Annotated in this window: 16 protein-coding genes, 1 other RNA gene, 1 pseudogene and 1 other annotated feature; of the genes and pseudogenes, 14 read left to right on the forward strand and 4 right to left on the reverse strand. The window is 66.4% G+C overall.

Translation table 11 applies throughout. The annotated features are described in order from the left end of the window. Window positions 1-56: 56 nt before the first annotated feature. The 3 genes from CGZ91_RS09500 to CGZ91_RS09510 are packed head-to-tail and all read left to right on the forward strand — an operon-like array spanning window position 57 to window position 3,232. Complete coding sequence (locus CGZ91_RS09500) at window positions 57-1,010, forward strand: acyltransferase domain-containing protein (protein ID WP_094454649.1); 954 nt, start codon at window positions 57-59, stop codon at window positions 1,008-1,010. 40 nt (window positions 1,011-1,050) lie between these two features. After that, window positions 1,051-1,782, forward strand: coding sequence for a zinc ribbon domain-containing protein (locus CGZ91_RS09505; RefSeq protein WP_094454651.1), 732 nt, complete (start codon window positions 1,051-1,053; stop codon window positions 1,780-1,782). Between the two features lie 4 nt (window positions 1,783-1,786). Next, window positions 1,787-3,232 (forward strand): RNB domain-containing ribonuclease, encoded by a 1,446-nt coding sequence (locus tag CGZ91_RS09510; RefSeq protein ID WP_229116551.1) that lies wholly within the window; start codon window positions 1,787-1,789, stop codon window positions 3,230-3,232. Between the two features lie 25 nt (window positions 3,233-3,257). On the opposite strand, the gene rnpB is transcribed toward CGZ91_RS09510, so the two are convergent. Both rnpB and map read right to left on the reverse strand, forming a co-directional pair. After that, window positions 3,258-3,635: RNase P RNA component class A (gene rnpB, locus CGZ91_RS09515), an RNA gene on the reverse strand. 22 nt (window positions 3,636-3,657) lie between these two features. Then, the gene (gene map, locus CGZ91_RS09520) at window positions 3,658-4,518 is read right to left on the reverse strand and encodes a type I methionyl aminopeptidase (protein WP_229115920.1); all 861 of its coding nucleotides are present in this window, start codon (window positions 4,516-4,518) and stop codon (window positions 3,658-3,660) included. Between the two features lie 68 nt (window positions 4,519-4,586). Between map and CGZ91_RS09525 the strand changes: the two genes are divergently transcribed. Beyond that, on the forward strand, window positions 4,587-4,793 hold the full coding sequence (locus tag CGZ91_RS09525; protein ID WP_094454653.1) for a hypothetical protein: 207 nt from the start codon (window positions 4,587-4,589) through the stop codon (window positions 4,791-4,793). Between the two features lie 21 nt (window positions 4,794-4,814). Then, window positions 4,815-6,149, forward strand: a complete 1,335-nt coding sequence (gene glnA, locus CGZ91_RS09530; RefSeq protein ID WP_094454655.1) for a type I glutamate--ammonia ligase — start codon at window positions 4,815-4,817, stop codon at window positions 6,147-6,149. A 57-nt stretch (window positions 6,150-6,206) separates the two neighbouring features. On the opposite strand, the gene CGZ91_RS09535 is transcribed toward glnA, so the two are convergent. After that, window positions 6,207-6,992, reverse strand: coding sequence for a sterol carrier family protein (locus CGZ91_RS09535; protein WP_179229300.1), 786 nt, complete (start codon window positions 6,990-6,992; stop codon window positions 6,207-6,209). Window positions 6,993-7,111: 119 nt separating this feature from the next. On the opposite strand from CGZ91_RS09535, the gene CGZ91_RS09540 reads away from it, so the two are divergent. From CGZ91_RS09540 to CGZ91_RS14980, 5 genes are all read left to right on the forward strand, one after another. Further along, window positions 7,112-10,030: a bifunctional [glutamine synthetase] adenylyltransferase/[glutamine synthetase]-adenylyl-L-tyrosine phosphorylase gene (locus CGZ91_RS09540; RefSeq protein ID WP_094454659.1), complete on the forward strand. Its 2,919-nt coding sequence runs from the start codon at window positions 7,112-7,114 to the stop codon at window positions 10,028-10,030. Between the two features lie 89 nt (window positions 10,031-10,119). Further along, complete coding sequence (locus tag CGZ91_RS09545; protein ID WP_094454661.1) at window positions 10,120-11,535, forward strand: FAD-binding oxidoreductase; 1,416 nt, start codon at window positions 10,120-10,122, stop codon at window positions 11,533-11,535. After that, on the forward strand, window positions 11,532-12,293 hold the full coding sequence (locus tag CGZ91_RS09550; protein ID WP_094454663.1) for a decaprenylphospho-beta-D-erythro-pentofuranosid-2-ulose 2-reductase: 762 nt from the start codon (window positions 11,532-11,534) through the stop codon (window positions 12,291-12,293). The genes CGZ91_RS09545 and CGZ91_RS09550 overlap by 4 nt, the downstream gene beginning before the upstream one ends. A 480-nt stretch (window positions 12,294-12,773) precedes the next feature. Continuing rightward, window positions 12,774-12,956 (forward strand): hypothetical protein, encoded by a 183-nt coding sequence (locus CGZ91_RS14050; protein ID WP_144276859.1) that lies wholly within the window; start codon window positions 12,774-12,776, stop codon window positions 12,954-12,956. Further along, window positions 12,956-13,252: a transcriptional regulator gene (locus CGZ91_RS14980; protein WP_407670868.1), complete on the forward strand. Its 297-nt coding sequence runs from the start codon at window positions 12,956-12,958 to the stop codon at window positions 13,250-13,252. The genes CGZ91_RS14050 and CGZ91_RS14980 overlap by 1 nt, the downstream gene beginning before the upstream one ends. Window positions 13,253-13,369: 117 nt before the next feature. On the opposite strand, the gene CGZ91_RS09560 is transcribed toward CGZ91_RS14980, so the two are convergent. Next, window positions 13,370-13,864 carry a hypothetical protein gene (locus CGZ91_RS09560; protein WP_179229301.1) on the reverse strand — a complete coding sequence of 165 codons (495 nt, stop codon included), beginning with the start codon at window positions 13,862-13,864 and terminating at the stop codon, window positions 13,370-13,372. Window positions 13,865-14,116: 252 nt separating this feature from the next. On the opposite strand from CGZ91_RS09560, the gene CGZ91_RS09565 reads away from it, so the two are divergent. From CGZ91_RS09565 to CGZ91_RS09580, 4 genes and pseudogenes are all read left to right on the forward strand, one after another. Further along, a complete protein-coding gene (locus CGZ91_RS09565; RefSeq protein WP_229116552.1) occupies window positions 14,117-15,136 on the forward strand; it encodes a DDE-type integrase/transposase/recombinase in 1,020 nt (339 codons plus the stop codon). Then, a pseudogene (locus tag CGZ91_RS09570) lies at window positions 15,079-16,165 on the forward strand (transposase). Before CGZ91_RS09565 ends, CGZ91_RS09570 begins: the two are co-directional and overlap by 58 nt. Beyond that, window positions 15,360-15,488, forward strand: a sequence feature (AL1L pseudoknot). It overlaps the preceding pseudogene by 129 nt. A gap of 521 nt (window positions 16,166-16,686) precedes the next feature. Beyond that, window positions 16,687-17,739, forward strand: coding sequence for a phosphopantetheine-binding protein (locus tag CGZ91_RS14985; protein WP_144276860.1), 1,053 nt, complete (start codon window positions 16,687-16,689; stop codon window positions 17,737-17,739). Next, complete coding sequence (locus CGZ91_RS09580) at window positions 17,732-19,501, forward strand: ATP-binding cassette domain-containing protein (RefSeq protein WP_094454671.1); 1,770 nt, start codon at window positions 17,732-17,734, stop codon at window positions 19,499-19,501. The genes CGZ91_RS14985 and CGZ91_RS09580 overlap by 8 nt, the downstream gene beginning before the upstream one ends. Window positions 19,502-19,553: the final 52 nt, after the last annotated feature.

Raw genomic sequence — 19,553 nt, forward strand, 5'->3', positions numbered from 1 at the left:
TGGTTTCGATCCTAGACCGGGCCCGTCACGGCGGCCCGCTTTGGCAGGATGAGCGCATGAGCCCTGACCTGGATGTCCGCCACCGCCTCGACGCCATGGACGAGACGCTGCTCGCCCGGCTGGGCGTACGCCGCCACGAATTCGGCGACGACGTTGAGCAGATCCTCGGCGCCTGGCGTACGGTCCGCGAGGACGCCGGCGAGGTCGCGGTGGTGCAGGTGCTGGCTGACCAGCTGTGGGCCCGGATCGGGACCTTCCCGACGCCTGAGCCGATCGAGTTCACCGACGAGGTGCGCCAGCACCACTATGCCCCGGGCACCTTGCCGCTGCTGGCCTTCGTCGCGACGGCGCCGGAGGTGGTCGACTTCCAGGTGAGCCGGGGGATCGGCGCCGAGCAGGCGTGGCATGCGCTGTCGGACCTGGGCCAGCAGCTGTGGGTCAACTGGGCCACCTCGCACGCCTTCGGGCTGCAGTGTGAACGCTGGCTCAGCGGCATCTGGTTGGGCAACACCGCGTGGTTGGGTCGGCTGCAGTTCCATCTGGTACGCCGCGAGCTGGGCGGGTCCGGGGCCGATCGCGGCGAGCAGTGGTGGCTGGACACGCACATCCCGCAGTCCGGCCCACTCACGCCGGAGTCGGTGCAGCAGGCCTTCGCCCGGGCCCAACCCGAGCTCGCCGACCACTTCGGCGTCAGCGCCGAGGGGATCATCTGCAACTCCTGGTTGCTTGCCCCAGAACTGTCCCAGCTGTTGCCGGGCACCAACCTGGCTGCCTTCCAACAGAGCTGGGAACTGACCGGACGCGCGAACGACTCCGGCTCCTCGGTCTACTTCTTTGGCTTCGGCATGCCACGTGGCTACACCCCGGCTGACCTGTCCGAACTGCCGGAACGGTCCTCGCTGCACCGGGCGCTGGCGGGCCACCTGCGTGCCGGTGGCAGCATCGACAGCTGCGAGGGAGTGGCGCGCGGCTGGGGCGCTGACCTGTCCGGGGACCGGTCGCTAGGCTGAGTCCGATCGTCTGCGGGGAATCACCGAGGGAAGGCATGACATGAGGGCCTCACACGAGGAACAGCTCAAGCTTCTGGATCTGGCTCAGATCGACACCACTGTGCAACAGCTCCAGCACCAGCGCCGCAGCCTGCCCGAACATGTCACCTTGCAGGAGGCGCAGCAGCGCCGCGATGAGGTGTCGCAGCGGCTGGTCGCGGTGCAGACCCAGGTCAGCGACCTGGAGGCCGACCAGAAGAAGGCCGAGTCTGACCTGCAGCCGGTGCGCGACCGGCGCGAACGCAACCAGAAGAAGCTCGACGCCGGCCAGGTCCCCGACCCGAAGGCCGCGACCGCGATGATGGAAGAGGTCGCCCATCTGGAGCGGCGGATCGGCGAGCTCGAGGACGCCGAGCTGGAGGTCATGGAACAGCTCGAGCAGGCCCAGACCGAACGCGAGAAGATCGCGGTGGCCCATCGGGAGGTTGATGAGCAGGTCGCGCAGGCCTTGGCGGCTCGCGACGAGAAGGCCGGGGCCATCGACGAACAGCTCGCCAGCGCCGCCAGCGAGCGCGAACAGGTCACCGAGGGCATTGATGAGGCCCTGCTGAAGGCGTACGACAAGCTCGCCGGCCGGCTCGGTACGGGTGCCGCGGAGTTGGCTCAGGGCCACTGTGGCGGCTGCCGGATCGAGGCCAACCAGGCGGACCTGCAGGCCTATCTGGCGGCCGACGCCGACGAGGTGGTCCGCTGCGAGGAATGCGGCCGGATCTTGGTCCGGACCGGGGCCTGATCCCGTGCCGGCCCGCCATCTGCGCAGCGCCGACGGGGCTCCGGCGCCGATCGCCGAAGGGATCGCCCGCCTCCGCGAGGAGCTTGAGGTCCCCGATGACTTTCCGTCCGACGTGACCGCCGCGGCCATCGCCGCCGCGAAGGCTGCGCCGATGCCTGAGCGGGACCTGCGGGAGGTGCCCTTCGTGGCGATCGACCCGCCCGGCGCCCAGGACGTCGACCAGCTGCTGCACCTGGAGCGCGACGCCGAGGGATTTCTGGTCTGGTATGCCATCGCCGACCTCGGGTCCTTCGTCGAGCCCGGCGGCGTCATCGACGCCGAGGCCCACCGTCGCGGCCAGACCTTTTATGCGCCGAGCGGGCGTACGCCGCTGCACCCGCCGGAGCTCTCCGAAGGTGCGGCCAGCCTGCTCGAGGGCCAGGACCGGCCCGCGCTGGTGTGGCAGCACCGACTGGACGCTGAGGGCGCGCTCACCGAGACCACGGTGGAACGCGCGCTGGTGCGCAACCGCCGCCAGCTCACCTACGAGCAGGTGCAGGCCGACCTGGATGCCGGAAACGCCGATCCCGCGCTGCAGTTGCTGGCCGAGGTGGGTCAGCTGCGGCAGGCCCAAGAACGCGCCCGCGGCGGCGTCAGCCTCAACCTGCCAGACCAGGAGGTCGAGGCGACCGACGGCCGCTGGCAGCTGTCCTTCCGCTCCACGCTCCCGGTGGAGGGCTGGAACGCCCAGATCTCGCTGCTGACCGGCATCGCCGCGGCCAAGCTGATGATCGAGGCCAAGGTCGGCATCCTGCGTACGCTGCCGCCGGCTGAACCCGATGCTGAGCGCACCCTGCGCGAGACCGCCGAACTGTTGGGGATCGACTGGCCGGCCGACATGCCCTACCAGGACTTCGTGCCCACGCTGGACACCTCGATCCACAGTCATTCGGCGATGATGAACGCCTGCACCCTGCTCTTCAGGGGAGCCGGCTATCAGGCCTTCGACGGGGAGGTGCCCGAGCAGCCGCTGCACGCGGCGATGGCCACCCCGTACGCCCACTGCACCGCACCGTTGCGCCGGCTGGTGGACCGCTACACCCTGGAGACCTGCCTGGCGCTGGTCAACGGGCAGCGGCCGGCTGACTGGGTGCTGGCCGCCTACCCCGAACTGCCCGACACGATGCGTGACTCGGACCGGCGTGCCAAGGCGTACGAACGCGGCATCGTCGACCTGGTCGAGGCGCTGGTGCTGCAGCATCGCGTCGGCGACACCTTCACCGCCGTGGTGGTCGACGTCGACGAGGCCAAGCCCGACGCGACCCGCTTCAGGGGGCGGATCGTGGTGGAGGCCGACGCGGTCGAGGCCACCGTCACCGCGGATCGGGAGCTGCCGCTGGGGGAGCAGGTCCAGGTCCGGCTCACCGCCGTGGACCTGGTCGCCGGCACGGTCGACTTCGAACTGGCCTGACCCCTTCACCAAGAACAAGGGATGGGGAACGAGTCGGCCTGTAAGCCGGATTCTGTGACCCCTGCGGGGCCGGTGATCATCCATCTGTGACCGCCGTCGCCGGCGGCCTCCCGCGCGTACGCGATGCGACCTACCCGAAGGCTCGGGCGAGCAGCCCTCGTACGCCTCCGCAGGCCGCCGAAGCGGCCCTCTTGGTCTTGCTCCGGGTGGGGTTTGCCGAGCCACGCCAGTCACCTGACGCGCTGGTGGTCTCTTGCACCACCGTTTCACCCTTACCCCTTGCGGGGCGGTCTGTTCTCTGTGGCACTGGCCCGCGGGTCGCCCCGGGTAGGCGTTACCTACCACCCTGCTCTGTGGAGTCCGGACTTTCCTCGACTTGCGCCGCGATCACCCGGCCGACTCGTTCAGCGCACGAGTGTACGCCCTCAGGCGGCCTCGGAGGGAGTCGTGAGGATCTCCACGCCGGTGGGGGTGACGACCAGGGTCTGTTCGAACTGGGCGCACCGGGAGCCGTCCTTGGTGAGCACAGTCCAGTCGTCGTCCCACATGATCCAGTCGTGGGTGCCCAGCGTCAGCATCGGCTCGACGGTGAAGGTCATGCCGACCTCGATGGTGGTGTCGAAGCGCGGTTCGTCGACATGGGGGATGACCAGCCCGGAGTGGAAGGCGGTGTGGACGCCGTGGCCGGTGTAATCGCGCACCACGCCGTAGCCGAAGCGGGCGGCGTACTTCTCGATGACTCGTCCGATGACGTTGACCTGGCGGCCCGGGCGGACGGCCTTGATGCCGCGCTCCATGGCCTCCTTGGTGCGTTCGGTCAGCAGCCGGGACTCCTCGTCGACCTCGCCGCAGAAGTAGGTGGCGCAGTTGTCGCCGTGGACGCCGTCCTTGTACGCCGTGACGTCGATCTTGACCAGGTCGCCCTCCTCGAGCGGGCGCAGGTCGGGGATGCCGTGGCAGATCACTTCGTTGATCGAGGTGCACAGCGACTTCGGGAAGCCCTTGTAGCTCAGCGTCGAGGGATAGGCGCCGTGGTCGCACATGTACTCATGGCCGACCCGGTCGATCTCGTCGGCGGTGACGCCGGGCGCGATCACCTTGGCGGCCTCGGCCATCGCATCGGCGGCGATCCGGCCCGCGACCCGCATCTTCTCGATGGTCTCGGCGGACTGGACGTGGCCGGGGATGACCCGCTCGGGTCCCATCCGGCCGACGTACTCGGGGCGGGGGATGGAGCTGGGGACGCTGCGCATCGGGGTGACGGGGTATTGGCGTACGGGACTCACACGCGCATCATAGGCGGCTCCTGGGAGCCGGCGTGTCGGCGCGGACGCTGACCTCCTAGGCTGACGCCATGGACAAGAAGCAGGGTTGGTACTACTGCCTGGAACACCAGCGGGTCGAGCCGTGGGAGGGCTGTAAGGCGGCGGCCCGGTTGGGTCCCTACGCGACCCAGCAGGAGGCCCAGGAGGCGATCGAGACCTCGCGGGAACGCAACGAGGCCTTCGACAACGATCCTCGCTTCAACGACCCGGATGAGGACGAGGAGGAGGACAGCTGAGGGTCGTGCCAGACTGAGCCCATGGACAAGCAGACCCAGTTCGTGTTGCGCTCGGTCGAGGAGCGGCAGGTGCGATTCGTACGCCTGTGGTTCACCGATGTCCTGGGATTCCTCAAGTCGGTGGCGATTCCGCCGACCGAGCTTGAAGGCGCGTTCACCGAGGGCATCGGCTTCGATGGGTCCTCGGTGGAGGGCTTCGCCCGGGTGTACGAGGCGGACATGGTCGCCCGCCCCGATCCGTCGACCTTCCAGCTGCTGCCCTGGCGCGACGAGAACGACCCGACCGCGCGGATGTTCTGCGACATCCACCTGCCTGACGGGTCGCCTTCCTTCGCCGACCCCCGCTTCGTGCTGAAGCGGATGCTCAGCAAGGCGGCCGACAAGGGTTTCACTTTCTACACCCACCCCGAGATCGAGTTCTTCCTGCTCAAGGGCAATGGTTCGCTGTTGTCGCCGGAACCGGCCGACACTTCCGGCTACTTCGACCACACCGTGCACGGCATGGGTCGGGACTTCCGCCGGGTTGCGATCACCCAGCTGGAGCAGATGGGGATCTCGGTGGAGTTCTCCCACCACGAAGGGGCGCCGGGCCAGCAGGAGATCGACCTGCGCTATGCCGACGCGCTGACGATGGCCGACAACATCATGTCCTTCAGGACCGTCATCAAGGAGGTGGCGACCAGCCAGGGCATGCAGGCAACCTTCATGCCACGCCCCTTCAGCGAGCACGCCGGCTCCGGGATGCACACCCACATGTCGCTCTTCGAGGGTGACAGCAACGCCTTCTATGACGCCTCGGGGGAGTATCACCTCTCCGACACCGCCCGCTATTTCGTCGCGGGCCTGTTGAAGCACGCCCCCGAGATCAGCGCGGTCACCAACCAGTGGGTCAACTCCTACAAGCGGCTGGTGGTCGGCAGCGAAGCGCCCAGCTACATCTGCTGGGGCTCCAACAACCGGTCCGCGCTGGTCCGGATCCCGATGTACAAGCCCAACAAGCCGTCCTCGGCACGCATCGAGCTGCGCTCGCTGGACTCGGCCTGCAACCCGTACCTGGCCTTCGCCGTCGTGCTGGCCGCCGGCCTCAAGGGCATCGAGGGGGAGTATCCGCTGCCGCCCGAGGCCGAGGACGACGTCTGGGCGTTGTCGGACTATGAACGTCGCGCCATGGGCATCGGGGATCTGCCGCACAACCTCGACGAGGCGATCCGGATCATGGAGGAGTCAGAGCTGGTGGCCGAGACGCTCGGCGAGCACGTCTTCGACTTCTTCCTGCGCAACAAGCGCGCCGAGTTCGACGGCTACCGCGCCCAGGTCACCCCGTACGAGTTGGAGAAGCTGCTGCCGGTGCTGTGAGACCGGAGCACGACCAACCCGAGCACGACCAACCCGAGCACGACCAACCCCGGGGGCTCAGCTCAGCGGCACCACAGTGGAGAGATCGCTGTGCGCGCCGGAGGCATGCACGGCACCGCTGCTGCGGGCCTGTTCCCACGTCAGCCGGCCGCTGCACAGCCGTCGAAAGACGTCGGTGCCGCACTCGACGACGCTGCCGGGGGTGCCGCGGGTGTGCCGAGGTCCGTCGCCCAGTCCGATCTGGACGGCGGCGTACGGCGGCACCCGGACCTCGGTGCTGCTGCCGGGGTGCGCCTTGGCCAGCAGATCAGCCATGGTGCGGGTCGCTTCGCGGTCGGCTGCGGCAACGATCGGGATCGGGGTGCGGTGTTGGCAGACCAGCGTGAGCTCATCGGCGGTGTCGGTGAGTTGCATCAGGGTGATCCGGAGCCGGTCGGTGGTGGCGATCGGCCCGATGCCGACCTCGAGCGCCTCGGCGATGTCGTCGTGTTCGAGTTGGCGGATCAACTGTTGGCTGACCTGGTGGAGGTCGCGGGCCAGGCTGCGACCGGAGTCGTCACCCAACACCTGCACCACCTGGTCAAAACGTTCATCGCGGTGGCCCTGGTTGGCACGCCAGTGGTCGATCAGCGGCTCGGGACGCTTGGTGGTGGGGTGGCCGAGGGCGACGGTGGTCGAGGTCACCACCTCGATCAGTTGGCCGACCAGATGGCGCACGGTCCACCGATCATCGCGACGGGCCCGGGCGAAGTCGATTTCGGGCAGGTCGCTGAGCCAGTCGTCGATGGCCTGCAGCTGCGCCGTCGCGGCGACGGCCATCTTGCTGTGTTTGCGTGTTACCAAAGATCCCACCATCGTGACGCCAGCCTAGGTGGTGCAGCGACGGGGCGGCGTGCAACTGGTTGAACAGGTGCTGAACATCTTCCGACCAATGGCTGGCCGGCTACCTCTAGGCTGAGGCCGTGACTCGTACCCCCTCGACCATGGCCGTCCTCGCCCAGCTCGGTTTCGACGACGTCGAGCGCATGCGGGCAGTGGTGGAGCCGTGGCCGGAGGAGTACTGGCCGATGCTGTATTCGGCGGCAGCCAGCGCGGACCCGGACCAGTGCCTGATGCTGCTGGCAGACCTGGTTGATGCCGCTCCGGAGCGGGTCGATCAGCTGCTCGACCATGACCGGCTGCGCCGCAACGTGACCGTCGTGCTGGGCGCCAGCGACCAGCTCGGCAAGCACCTCGTTCAGCATCCTGAACAGTTCGACGACCTCGAGGAGGTGCCGGCTCGAGCGACGAGCTGGCGGCTGCCCGAGCTTGCCGGCAGCGGTGACAGCCCGCAGTGGGCCGGCGACGAGGTGCGGCGTGCCTATCGCGATGCGCTGACCCGGATTGCCTGCCGCGACCTGACCGAGACCGACCCGACCGCGATCGTGGAGGACATCACCGCCGAGATCTCCGACCTCACCGACGAGGTGCTGCAGGCGGGCATGGTGATCGCGCGGCGTACGGTCGGCGCCGACGCCGACAACGTACGCCTGGGCGTGGTTGCGCTCGGCAAGGCCGGCGCCCGGGAGCTCAACTACATCTCCGACGTGGACGTGCTCTATGTGGTCGCGCCCGCCGACGGGGCCAGCGAGGACGACGCGACCCGGATCGGCACCAAGCTGGTCGGTGCGCTGGCCCGGTTCTGTTCCTCGCGTACGCCGGCGGGCACATTCTGGACGCTGGATGCGGGTCTGCGTCCCGAGGGCAACGCCGGGCCGCTGGTGCGTACCTTGGCCAGCCACCAGAAGTACTACGAGCGCTGGGCACAGAACTGGGAGTTCCAGGCCATGCTCAAGGCCCGGCCGGTGGCCGGCGACCTGGAGCTGGCCCAAGACTTCATCGACATGATCGATCCGCTGGTGTGGCGGGTGAGCCAGGAGAAGGGCTTCATCGGCGAGTCCCGGGCGATGCGCAAGCGGGTGGTGGACCTGATCCCCAAGGGGCAGGCCGACCGGGAAATCAAGCTCGGCGTCGGCGGACTGCGCGACGTCGAGTTTTCGGTGCAGCTGCTGCAGCTGGTGCACGGCAGCGCTGATGAGCGGCTCCGGCTGCGCGGCACCTGGGAGGCGCTGCGGGCGCTGTCGCGGCACGCCTACATCGGCCGCCGCGACGCCGAGGAACTCGCCGAGGCGTACGACTTCGAACGGGTGCTGGAACACCGGGTGCAGCTGCGCCGGCTGCGCCGCACCCATCTCTTCCCGGACGATGAGGCCGGCCTGGCCCACCTGGCCCGCAGCACCGGCGAGATCGTCGGCAACGACTCCGGCGTGCTGGTGCGCCGCTGGAAGGCCGCCAAGGGGCTGGTGGGGCGGCTCCAGCAGCGCCTGTTCTATTCCCCGGTGCTGGAGGCGGTGGCGCGGCTCGGGGCGCGGGACCGGCTCAGCGAGGCCGCCGCGCAGGACCGGCTGGAGTTCCTGGGCTACCTGGATCCGAAGGCGGCGATGGCCCACCTGCAGGCCCTCACCTCCGGCACCAGCCGGTCGGTGGAGATCCAGCGCCAGCTGCTGCCGGCGATGCTGGAGTGGTTCGCCAACGGGGCCAACCCCGACCTGGGGCTGCTGTCGTTTCGGCAGCTGTCGGAGAAGCTGGGATCCTCGCCGTGGTATCTGCGGGGCCTGCGCGACGAGGGCGGCATGGCTGAGCACCTCGCGCTGGTGCTGTCGACCAGCCGCTACTCGGTGAACCTGCTGCAGCGCGAGCCCAGCGGCGTACAGATGCTCACCCGCACCAGCCGGCTCGATCCGCGTTCCAGGGAGGACATGACCGCCTCGATGGTCGCGGCCGCGTCCCGCCGCGAGGAGCCGAAGAAGGCGATGGAGGCGATCCGGGCGCAGCGGCGTACCGAGCTGCTGCGGGTGTCGTTGGCCGACGTGCTGGGCCGGACCGACATCGACCAGGAGGGGCGCGCCCTCAGCGACATCGCCCACGCCACGATCGCGGCGGCGCTGACCGTCGCGGCCCGCGGCGTCGACAACGCGCCCTCGCTGGGCGTGATCGCACTGGGCCGGTGGGGCGGCGGCGAGATGGCGTACGGCTCCGATGTCGATGCGATGTTCGTCATGGGCGAGGGGGACGCCCAGGCCGCCGGTCAGGTGATCGCCAACCTGCGTTCGATGCTGCGGGCGCCCGGCCCCGATCCGGCGCTGGTCGTCGACACCGACCTGCGGCCCGAGGGACGCGGCGGCGCCGATGTGCGCACCCTGAGCGCGTATCGCAGCTACTACGAGCGGTGGTCCTCGACCTGGGAACGGCAGGCGATGGTGCGGGCGGCGGCCGGTCCCGGCAACGAGGATCTGGTGGCTGACCTGATGGCGATCATCGACGAGCACCGCTGGGCCCGTCCGTTGACGACCAAGCAGGTGATCGAGGTACGCCGCCTCAAGGCCCGGATGGAGCAGGAGCGCCTGCCGCGCGGCCACGACCCCAAGGCCAACCTCAAGCTCGGTCCGGGCGGCCTGTCCGATGTCGAGTGGACCGTGCAGCTGCTGCAGCTGCAACACGCCCACGAGGTACGCCCGCTGCGCACCCCCAACACCATGGCGGCGCTGGCGGCGGCGAAGGATGCAGACCTGGTCTCGGACGAGGATGCTCGGATCCTGCGGGAGGCGTGGCAGTTGGCCAGCCAGGTCCGCAACAGCGTGGTGCTGGTGCGGGGTCGGTCCACCGACACCCTGCCCGGCGACCGGCGCGAGTTGGCCGCCTGCGCCGAGTTGCTCGGCTATGGCCCCAGCCAGGCCAGCCACCTGCTCGATGACCTGGCGGCCGCGATGCGACGTAGCCGCAGGGTCGCCGAGCGGCTGTTCTGGGGTGAGGATCCCACCCAGGGTCCGCCGGCCCGCTGACACTGCAGGTGCTGCATGGGTCGGCGTGCCCCAGCCCGGCACGGAGTCGGGCAGGGTGGGTAGGCTCGTGCTCCGGAAGAAGGAGGGCCATGGCCGCTAGCAAGGTGTCGGCGCAGGTACGCCGGCTGTCAGGGTGGGGGAGGACCGCACCGACCACGGCGCATGTCGTCTCGACGCCCGATCTCGAGCAGATCCAGGCGGCGGTGGCCACCGTGGCCGATCGGGCCGCCGACCAGCCGAGTTGGCTGCGGCGCGGCGTCATCGCGCGCGGCCTGGGCCGTTCCTACGGCGACCCGGCACAGAACGCCGGCGGGCTGGTCATCGACATGACCCCGCTGCGCCGGATCCATTCGATCGACGCCGCCACCGGCATCGTCGACCTCGACGCCGGCGCTGACCTGGACCAGCTGATGAAGGCGGCGCTGCCCTTCGGGCTGTGGGTCATTGTGTTGCCCGGCACCCGGCAGGTCACCATCGGCGGCGCGATCGCCAACGACATCCATGGCAAGTCCCACCACACCACCGGATCCTTCGGCGACACCGTGGTGGAGATGCAGCTGCTGGTCGCCGACGGCCGGGTGCTGACGCTGCGGCCCGACGGTTCCGAGGACGATCCCGACGGCACGCTGTTCTGGGGCACCGTCGGCGGGATGGGCCTGACTGGGGTGATCCTGCGGGTGAAGCTGCAGCTGCGCCACGTCGAGACGGCGTACTTCCTGGCCGACGCGGTCGTCACCAAGACCCTGGACGAGACGATCCGGCTGCACACCGACGGGTCCGAGCACGAGTACGAATATTCCAGCGCTTGGTTTGATGCGATCAGCCCGGAGCCCAAGCTGGGCCGCGCCGAGATCTCCCGCGGCCGGCATGCGCTGCTGGAGGAGTTGCCCGCGAAGCTGCGCAAGAATCCGCTCGCCTTCGACGCGCCGGCGCTGTTCAACGCGCCCGACATCTTCCCCAACGGGCTGGCCAACAAGCTCACCTTCGGATTGGCCAGCGAGCTGTGGTACGCCAAGGCCCGGGCGTACCGGAACAAGGTCGTCAACCTGACGCAGTTCTATCACCCGCTCGACATGATCGGGGACTGGAATCGGGCCTATGGCAGCGACGGCTTCCTGCAGTACCAGTCGCTGGTGCCGTTGGATGCGATCGAGGCGTTCAAGGACCTGCTGCGCACCGTGCAGTCCTCGGGGCACTACTCCTTCATCAACGTCTTCAAGCTGTTCGGCCCCGGCAACAAGGCGCCGATGTCCTTCCCGATGGAGGGCTGGAACTTCGCGGTCGACTTCCCGATCCGGCCCGGACTGCACGAGTTCGTCTCCGAACTCGACCGGCAGGTGCTGGAGTTTGGCGGCCGCGTCTACAGCGCCAAGGATTCCCGGGTCAGTGCCGCCCACTTCCACCAGATGTATCCGCGCGTGGACGAATTCATCGCGCTGCGCCGCCAGGTCGACCCGACCGGCGTGTTCGCCTCCGACATGGCCCGACGATTGGAGCTCCTGTGATTGATGCCGTGGGTAACCCCCAGCGACTGCTGCTGTTTGGCGGCACCAGCGAGATCGGCTTGGCGATCTGTGAGGAGTTCCTCACCGCTCAGCCGATGCACGTGGTGCTGGCCGCGCTCGCCGATGACCCCAAGCGGGACGAGGCCAAGGCCCAGCTGGAGGCGGCCGGGGCGGCAAGCGTACGCTTCGTCGACTTCGACGCGACCGCCTTCGACAGTCATCCCGAGGCCGTCGAGGAGTGCTTCGCCGACGGCGACGTGGATGTCTCCATCGTCGCCTTCGGGATGCTCGGTGACGCCGAGGAGTTGTGGCAGGACCAGGCCAAGGCGGTGCTGGCGTGCAACCTCAACTACACCGGCGCGGTGAGCGTCGGCGTCCTGCTGGGGCAGAAGTTGAAGGCACAGGGCTATGGCCAGATCATCGCGATGAGCTCGGCGGCCGGCGAGCGAGTGCGCCGCTCCAACTTCGTCTACGGTTCCACCAAGGCGGGCCTGGACGGCTTCTACCTCAACCTCGGCGAGGCGCTCGAGGAGTACGGCCCCAAGGTGCTGGTGATCCGGCCCGGCCAGGTCCGCACCCGGATGTCTGCCCACGTGAAGGAAGCGCCGCTCACCGTGGACAAGGAAGACGTCGCGAAGCTCGCGGTGAGCTCGGTCAAGCAGGGCAAGTCCCTGGTCTGGGCGCCGCCGCTCTTCCGGTGGGTCATGGTGATCCTCAAGCTGATCCCGCGCCCGATCTTCCGCAAGCTCCCGATCTGAGCGAGACGCATCTCGGCCGGTGTCTGTCGGTTTATGGACCCATGTTGCGTCCGACGCGTCGTGGAAAGAACCACGGCGGACGGGGACTCGGTCGATGCGTCGCGTACCTCCATGCGCCACACCTCTCCTCTGCGGCTAATGCGCCGTGCTAGACTTGCCGCATTGGCAAGTATGGGAGGTTGCATGGAACCGGCAATGACACCAGCGTCTACTCTGGACGCTGTACGGATCGAGAGGGAGCGAAATGTGGAGCGAAACCGAGTGCCGTGGTGGGCGCTCCTGCTCCAAGCGTTTGTGCCACCCTCCTTCATATGGATTTTGCTTGGGCCAGGGCTTTGGCCAAGTGTCCCGCTGGCGCCCGCAATTCCGCTGGGATGTCTCGCTGTTTGCGGCCTGGTATTAGGTGCCACTGGGCAGTTCCGTCGGCCTTGGGCGTGGGCACGTCTCGGCTCCGGGCTCGGCTCTCGGGGGCGTCAGATCGTGGCGTCGATCACGGTGCTGATGGTTGTGATTGTCGTGCTTGAGGTGGTCATGGTCGCGACCTACCCGACGCTCGCGGTCGGCATCTTTGCGCATCTCCTCGGGGCATTGTTGTATTGGTTGGCGTTGCTGTTTGGGCACGCGCAACTGTACTCCAACTACATCAACTATGGTGTATGCTGATGCCGCCTCTTGAATCGGATATTGACCCGCTGCTTCATTCTCCGATTCGCCTTAGGGTCTGTGCGATCCTCGAAGGTCTTCAACGGTGCAGCTTTTTGGAGCTTCGTACCAGGATCGGTGTGAGTGATTCGGTGTTGAGCAAGCACCTTTCGAAACTTGAGGTCGCCGGCGTTGTTGAGTTGAACGGGCGTCGCGGGTCCGGCTCTGGGGTCGTCGTTAGCCTCACGCGCGAGGGTCGAGGCAGATGGCGAACGTACCTGGTCCAGCTGAGTGAGGCGTTGGCGGGTGATTCCTAAGAGCCACCGGTGCCCGCATTCGGTCTCGGTTGGCGGGCGTGATCCTCGCAACGCCAAGGGGCTTGGTCGTTGCGAGGATCGCTGCGTGGGTTCGGGCAGATTTACTGCGCCTGCGCCTTAATTGCAGACTGCATTGAAGTCTGGCAGCAGGCCGATCGCAAAAAACACTCCGTTGCAGATGAATCCACCGACCACAGGGAGAGGGGAGCAGAGAAGCATCTGCCCGGCAAACCACGCGGCCGCTGCCGCCCAGCCAGCCGCGCAGGTGGGCATTGCTTGAGGGCCTGCGGCCGGTCCGTCGACCAACTCAACGACGGGGTTCTCGGCGCTCCCAGTGACAACAAAGTGCTTGCCTTCGGTGCTCTCCACAAAGGACTTCGCCTGAGCAGTGGTTACTGTCGATGCGAAAAACTCGACGTACTGCAGCCTGGCGTCGCTGTCGAGTCCTTGGAGCAGCGCCATAAGGGCCTGGCTTTGCTGGATGAGTTCTACCCGTTCTGCGAAACCTTTGGGGTCCTGCTCCTTGGATTCTTGGACCGATTCGGCCGGCGTTTGGGTGTTCTCGTATGGGTGGCGTTCGGCGGCCGACGCGGCTGGAATCTGAAGCAGCATGGCCATGCTAAGCACAGCCGCGGCAGCGATGGCTGCCAATCTACGGATTGTGGACATAGATCCTCCTAATGATACAGCGTTGTATGGGCAGCGCGCTCTGCTCTATTGCAGTCGCGAACTGTGAACAAAATGGTACATACCGTCAGGTGGAGTGGTCAAGGCCTCGACGAGACTCACATGAAGTCCCCGCGTAGGTGGGTGCCGTGCCTCACGTAGTTTTCCCCGCGAGTGTGGTGGCGGCGACGATGGGGTGTGGGTACGAAGGATCTGTCGTTGGCGGCACGGGTTGAGGTCACGAAGAAGTACGCGGTGGCGTATGCGCAGGCATCGAAGCGGGTCAAGGGCCAGATCCTGGACCAGGTCGTGGAGGTGACGGGCTGGAACCGGGACCATGCCCGTCAGCAGTTGCGTCGTCGGCTGGCCCAGCCCAAGGGACGTGCGACCGCGACCGTCGCGGTGATCGATGGCCGGCGCTCCAAGCCACGCAAGTACTCCTTCGATGCGTTGAAGGTGTTGCAACAGGTGTGGTCGACTGCGGGCGGGATCTGCGGGAAGTATCTGGCTGCTTCGATGACGGAATGGCTGGATGCGATGGAAGCCGAAGGGTCGTTGGTGGCCGGCCAGGACCGTTACAGCGTGGAGGTCCGGGCTGAGCTGGAGGCGATGTCGGCGGCAACGATCGACCGCTATCTGGCAGCGGCCCGGGCCACCGACCCGATCCGGGGCAAGTCCACGACCAGGGCGGGGACGCTGTTGCGGAACTCGATCAGCATCCGTCGCGCTGGTGACGAGGTCGAGGCCGAGCCGGGGTTCTTCGAGGTCGACACTGTTGCTCACTGCGGGCCGAGCTTGAAGGGCGAGTTCGCGCGCAGCGTCAACTTCGTCGACATGCACACCGGCTGGGTGTTCACCGCTGCGATCCGTAACAACGCCGCGATCCATGTGATGGGGGTGTTCGACTCGTTCGTTGAGGCCGTGCCGTTCATGGTCACCGGCATCGACTGCGACAACGGGTCAGAGTTCATCAACCACGACCTGATCAGTTGGGCCCGCGACAGAGACGTGTTCTTCACCCGATCACGGCCCTACAAGAAGAACGACCAGGCCACCATCGAGTCCAAGAACAACCATCTGGTTCGGCGTTACGGCTTCTACCACCGCTACGAACCGCCCCGGTGTGTCTGGAGGGTTGATTCGTTGAAAGGATCACCGTCATGGCACGACCCTGGAAGTACACCCCGGAGCTGCGTGAGCGCGCGGTGCGGATGGTGATGGAGTCCCGGGCAGACCATCCCCATGAGTCCGCGGCGATCAAGTCCGTGGCGAGCAAGTTGGGGATCACTACCCCTGAGTCGCTGCGCAAGTGGGTGCGGCAGGCTGAGATCGATGGCGGGGTCAAGCCCGGTAAGACGACCGAGGACATCGCCGAGATCAAGAGGCTCAAGAAGGAGAACGCCGAGTTGCGGCGGGCCAACGAGATCTTGAAGGCGGCCTCGGCTTTCTTCGCGGCGGAGCTCGACCGCCCCAACAGGTCCTGATCGACTTCATCGCTGCCCATAGAGAAGAGTTCGGGGTCGAGCCGATCTGTCGCGTGCTGTCTGAGCACGGGATCCAGATCGCCCCATCCACCTTCTACGAGGCCCTGAGTCGACGTCCCTCCAGACAGGTGCTGCGCGACGCGGAGCTTGTTGCGTTGATGGCGGCTGAGCGTGACCGGCAGAAGCTGTTGCCAGGTTCGGGGCGCGCAAGATGTGGCTCCACCCACGCGGGAAGGGCCCCGACGTTGCCAGGTGCACGATCGAGCTGCTCTACCGAGAGCAAGGCTGGCAGGGCGCCGTGCGGTTGAAGAAGGTCCGGACCACGATCGGCGACCCTGCCGCCGAGCGGCCTGCTGACCGGGTGGACCGGCAGTTCTGAGCATCACAGCCGAACCAACACGTCGAAGATGAACGCGACATAGACCGTGCCGGCCCCGGTTGTGACATAGGTGAAGTCAGCCACCCACGCCGAAGCCGGGTCTCAGTACGTCGATTTCGCCTTCACCCAACGGCTCATCGCTGAGGGCGTCGCCCCATCGGTTGGGATGCCTACGACAACGAGTCCCAGATCGGGCTCTACAAGGCCGAGCCGATCCGGCCCGGCAGCCCGTGGCGTGGGGTCGAGCACGTCGAACTGGAGACCCTGAACTGGGTTGACCTCTTCAACAACGAGCGCCCCCACGAAGCCCTGGACGACCTGACCCCGATGGCCGTCGAGGAACTCCACTACGCTGCAAGGAACCGGCTCGAGCCGACCGGCTGAGTCATCAAACCCAGCCTCCGGACACGCCGGGCGATTCAGGCGGTAGCGGGCCGGTCACGGGTCAGGCGATCTTGATCGCCACTCAGTGGCTCGGGTTCTGAGTGGGCGCCCTGGCCGGGGTAGGGGGAATTTTACCTAGGATGTTGATGTGAAAGAGAGATTCACCATTACTGAGCCGCGGTCCTCCTTGGCGTGCGTTCGATGCGCTCCGGGCGCGCCCATTTCGGTGCGGGTCTGGCGATGGGAAGACATCGCGGTGGGGCGTCACGGTTAGGAATATGTACGGGCTTACGGAGATCCCCGGATTCTTTAGCGCACCCCTGATAACACCGCAGAACGTGGAGGTGGTTTCGGAAACAGGGGGGCTTGTTCGGGTCCGGGGTGGGGAGATCGAGGTGTTTTGGGACGGCTGCTGGCGACCCACGGGAGATGCTGGCGAGGTCGTAAGCAATGGGCGATACGTTGCCCGGACTGGCAGACTTGCCTAAGCCAGCCAAGGCGGGTTAATCGAAGGGGGTGTGATGGACCAGCCGCGAGGAACGTACGAGTATGATGTTCAGCGCATCGTATGTCGGCTCACCGAAAGACCGTCAGCGGATGTTGGAGTTACAGCGTCCATGGAGGACATTGGTTTGGACTCCGTTGATTTTATGGTCCTATTGGCCGAGCTTGGGCGCGCGACGGGGGCTCCCTTGCTCGGACTTGGTTTAGATCCAAGGAGTACGAGTTGCGCGAGTTTGGCGGAGCGTGTTGTCGCTGCGACGGGGGCCATGGTGCCGCCGGGGCTACTGGTGTTTAGTACCCGAATAGAAGACAATGCGTCCATAATCTGGGTGGTGCTCCCTGCGGGGAACGGGGAGGTAGGGTTCGCTCGACGCAGCTTACTGGATTGGGATGGCGTTCTTGGGCTGCGGGGTTATGGCCTGGGGCCCAATGAACTAGTCCCTGACTCTGGCGCGGCGCTTGGTCAAGTCTACTGGAAGGCAGTCGAGGATCTGGTTTTGGAGAGGCCGGATCGGAGGGTGGTTTTTGTTGGGTTTTCGCTGGGGGCATGGATCGCAAGACTTGTCGCGGAGGCGGCGCATGGGTGCGTTGACTCTGGCTCGATTGGATTGGTTTTGATGGACCCCTTGCCTCCTAGCGCGTACTTACGTGGGTCGGAAGCTGAGTTTCTGGACCAGCGGCGCCGCGTTTGGGAGCGGTACACCGTTGGGCGCGGGGCGAGTCGGAGTTGGCCCGAGGTTTCCAGGCTGGCAATCAAGCGTGGGGCGTTGCCTGGCTATCTGGGAGGTGACGACCTGCGCAGAATTGAGTTGTTTCAGTTTCGAACCGCACGGGCGGCGATGACGGAAGCTCCGCCGCTGCCCGCACACTCGCTGCTGATCTCGAGTCGAGGGTCATGGCGCGGCCATTGGGGCGACCCGACGTATGAGGGCTCCAAGCGTTTGGTATTTCCAGGGGGGCATGCGGAGCTTACTTGGGGGTTTCCGTGGAGAGAGCTTCGATCGTACGGACACGGGTGGAACTGGCGCCCCCTAGCTGCGGCGTTTGAGAGAGGGCGGACGCATGATTGATGGATTGGGAAAACTGCTTCGGACTGGACTGGTTGGGGTACGGGCGAGCTTTCGCTGCTCCCCCGGCTGGTTCTTGCTGGCACTAGTGTTGACGCTGCTGCAGGCAGCGTTTCCGGCGATGCAGTTCTTTCTGATGCGGCGGCTCGTTGGGGCAGCGGGAGCCCAGGTTGAAGACATGGCGCCCGTCCTTGTGGCGATTGCGATGCTGGTGGGGCTGGTGTATCCGCTCGCGCAGATTGCGACGGCGGCTTCGCAGCGGATGGCACTGCGGGTTCGCGCCGATTATCGGGCGCAGCTGATGGACCGTGCTGCCGCGCTCGAACCGCAGGATCTGGCCACTGAGGAGGTTGCGACAGCCCTCGAGGCGGCAGATCAGGCCATAGTGGCTATCCATGATGTCGGCCCAAAGGCGCTGCAGCTCATGGGCGCAGTGGGGGCCAGCTTCTTTCTCACCGGTGCGTTGTGGTCCGTCGATGTAGTTGCCGGCCTACTGGTGGCCGCGGCGGTCTTGCCGGCGATTGTGGCCTTCTCCTTGGTCGCAAGGCGCGAGTCGGCGGGCTGGCCTAAGGTGGCCGCATCCGAAAGGCGTGGGCGCTATCTGATGGAACAGTTGCTCCAGCAGCGAACCGCAACCGAGCTGTCGACCATGGGCGGAGGTTGGCTTGTGGCGGCACGTGGGCAGGCGAAGATTCGCCAAGCTGCTCAGGTCCTGGACGGCATGGTCGGATACGCCATGCGCATGGAGTTGATTGCGGCCGGAGCAACAGCGGTGTTGTTCGGGGGTGTCATCATTCGAATAGTCTTGGTAAGCGGCTCGGCGGCGAGCGTGGCGGCCGCAGTTGTTGCGGTTATCGTCGGAATGAACTCCATTCGGCAGTGCGGGTATGCCGCAGGCGGTCTCATCTCGGCGAGTCCGCGACTTGAGAGTTTTGAGAAGATTGCCGGGGCGATGGCGGGGGCAGACGATGCGTCATCCGGGCCTATTAGCGGAGCTCGAGCGGCGGTTTCGTGCTTAAGGGTGGACGGTGTAGGGCTGAGGTACCCCGGCGCTGAGTCCCTCGCCATCCAAGGGATCGACATGACTCTGCGTCGAGGCGAGCTTGTGGCGATGGTCGGCGTGAACGGCGCAGGGAAATCGACAATCGTTAACGCTTTGGTCGGCGCGCGTCCACTGGCCTCGGGGTCGGTCCGAGCCGACGGCATTGACCTATCGGGGCTGCCCGGGGACGAGAGACGTGAGATGTTCGCGCTCTTGACACAAGAGTTCGGGCGGTTTGAGCTGTCGATCCGAGATTCGCTCGAGTTGGGTGTGGGGCGGCGAAGCGGCGCTGTCAAGGACGAGGAGATGTGGAGTGCGCTCGAGTTTGCCCACCTGAGGAGGGTCGTTTCTAGTTTACCGAACGGGCTCGACACGGTTCTAGGGGAGCAATGGGGTGGGTCCGGAATGTCGGGCGGGCAGTGGCAACGGCTTGCGATCGCTCGGCTTGCACTGCGTGATTCGCCGGTGTGGGTGCTGGATGAGCCGACGGCCTCGCTTGATGCTGAGGTAGAGCAGCAGGTCTTCGATACATTGCGCAGAGAGGCCTCCAGCCGGATCACATTAGTGGTGACTCACCGAGCCTCGACCTTGGCAAAGATGGATAGGATCCACGTCGTCAGTGCCGGGCGAATCGTCCAAGCAGGCTCCTTTAGCGAACTGGTGACGGATACCAATGGGGAGTTCTATCGACTGTTTCACGACCAGCTGGTCGGGGATATCTGAACCGGATTTACGGGTTCTTGGCCGCGGATCGGAGCGAGCTGAGAGGTCACCG

It is taken from the genome of Parenemella sanctibonifatiensis, assembly GCF_002250565.1.
Classification (GTDB): Bacteria; Actinomycetota; Actinomycetes; order Propionibacteriales; family Propionibacteriaceae; genus Parenemella; species Parenemella sanctibonifatiensis.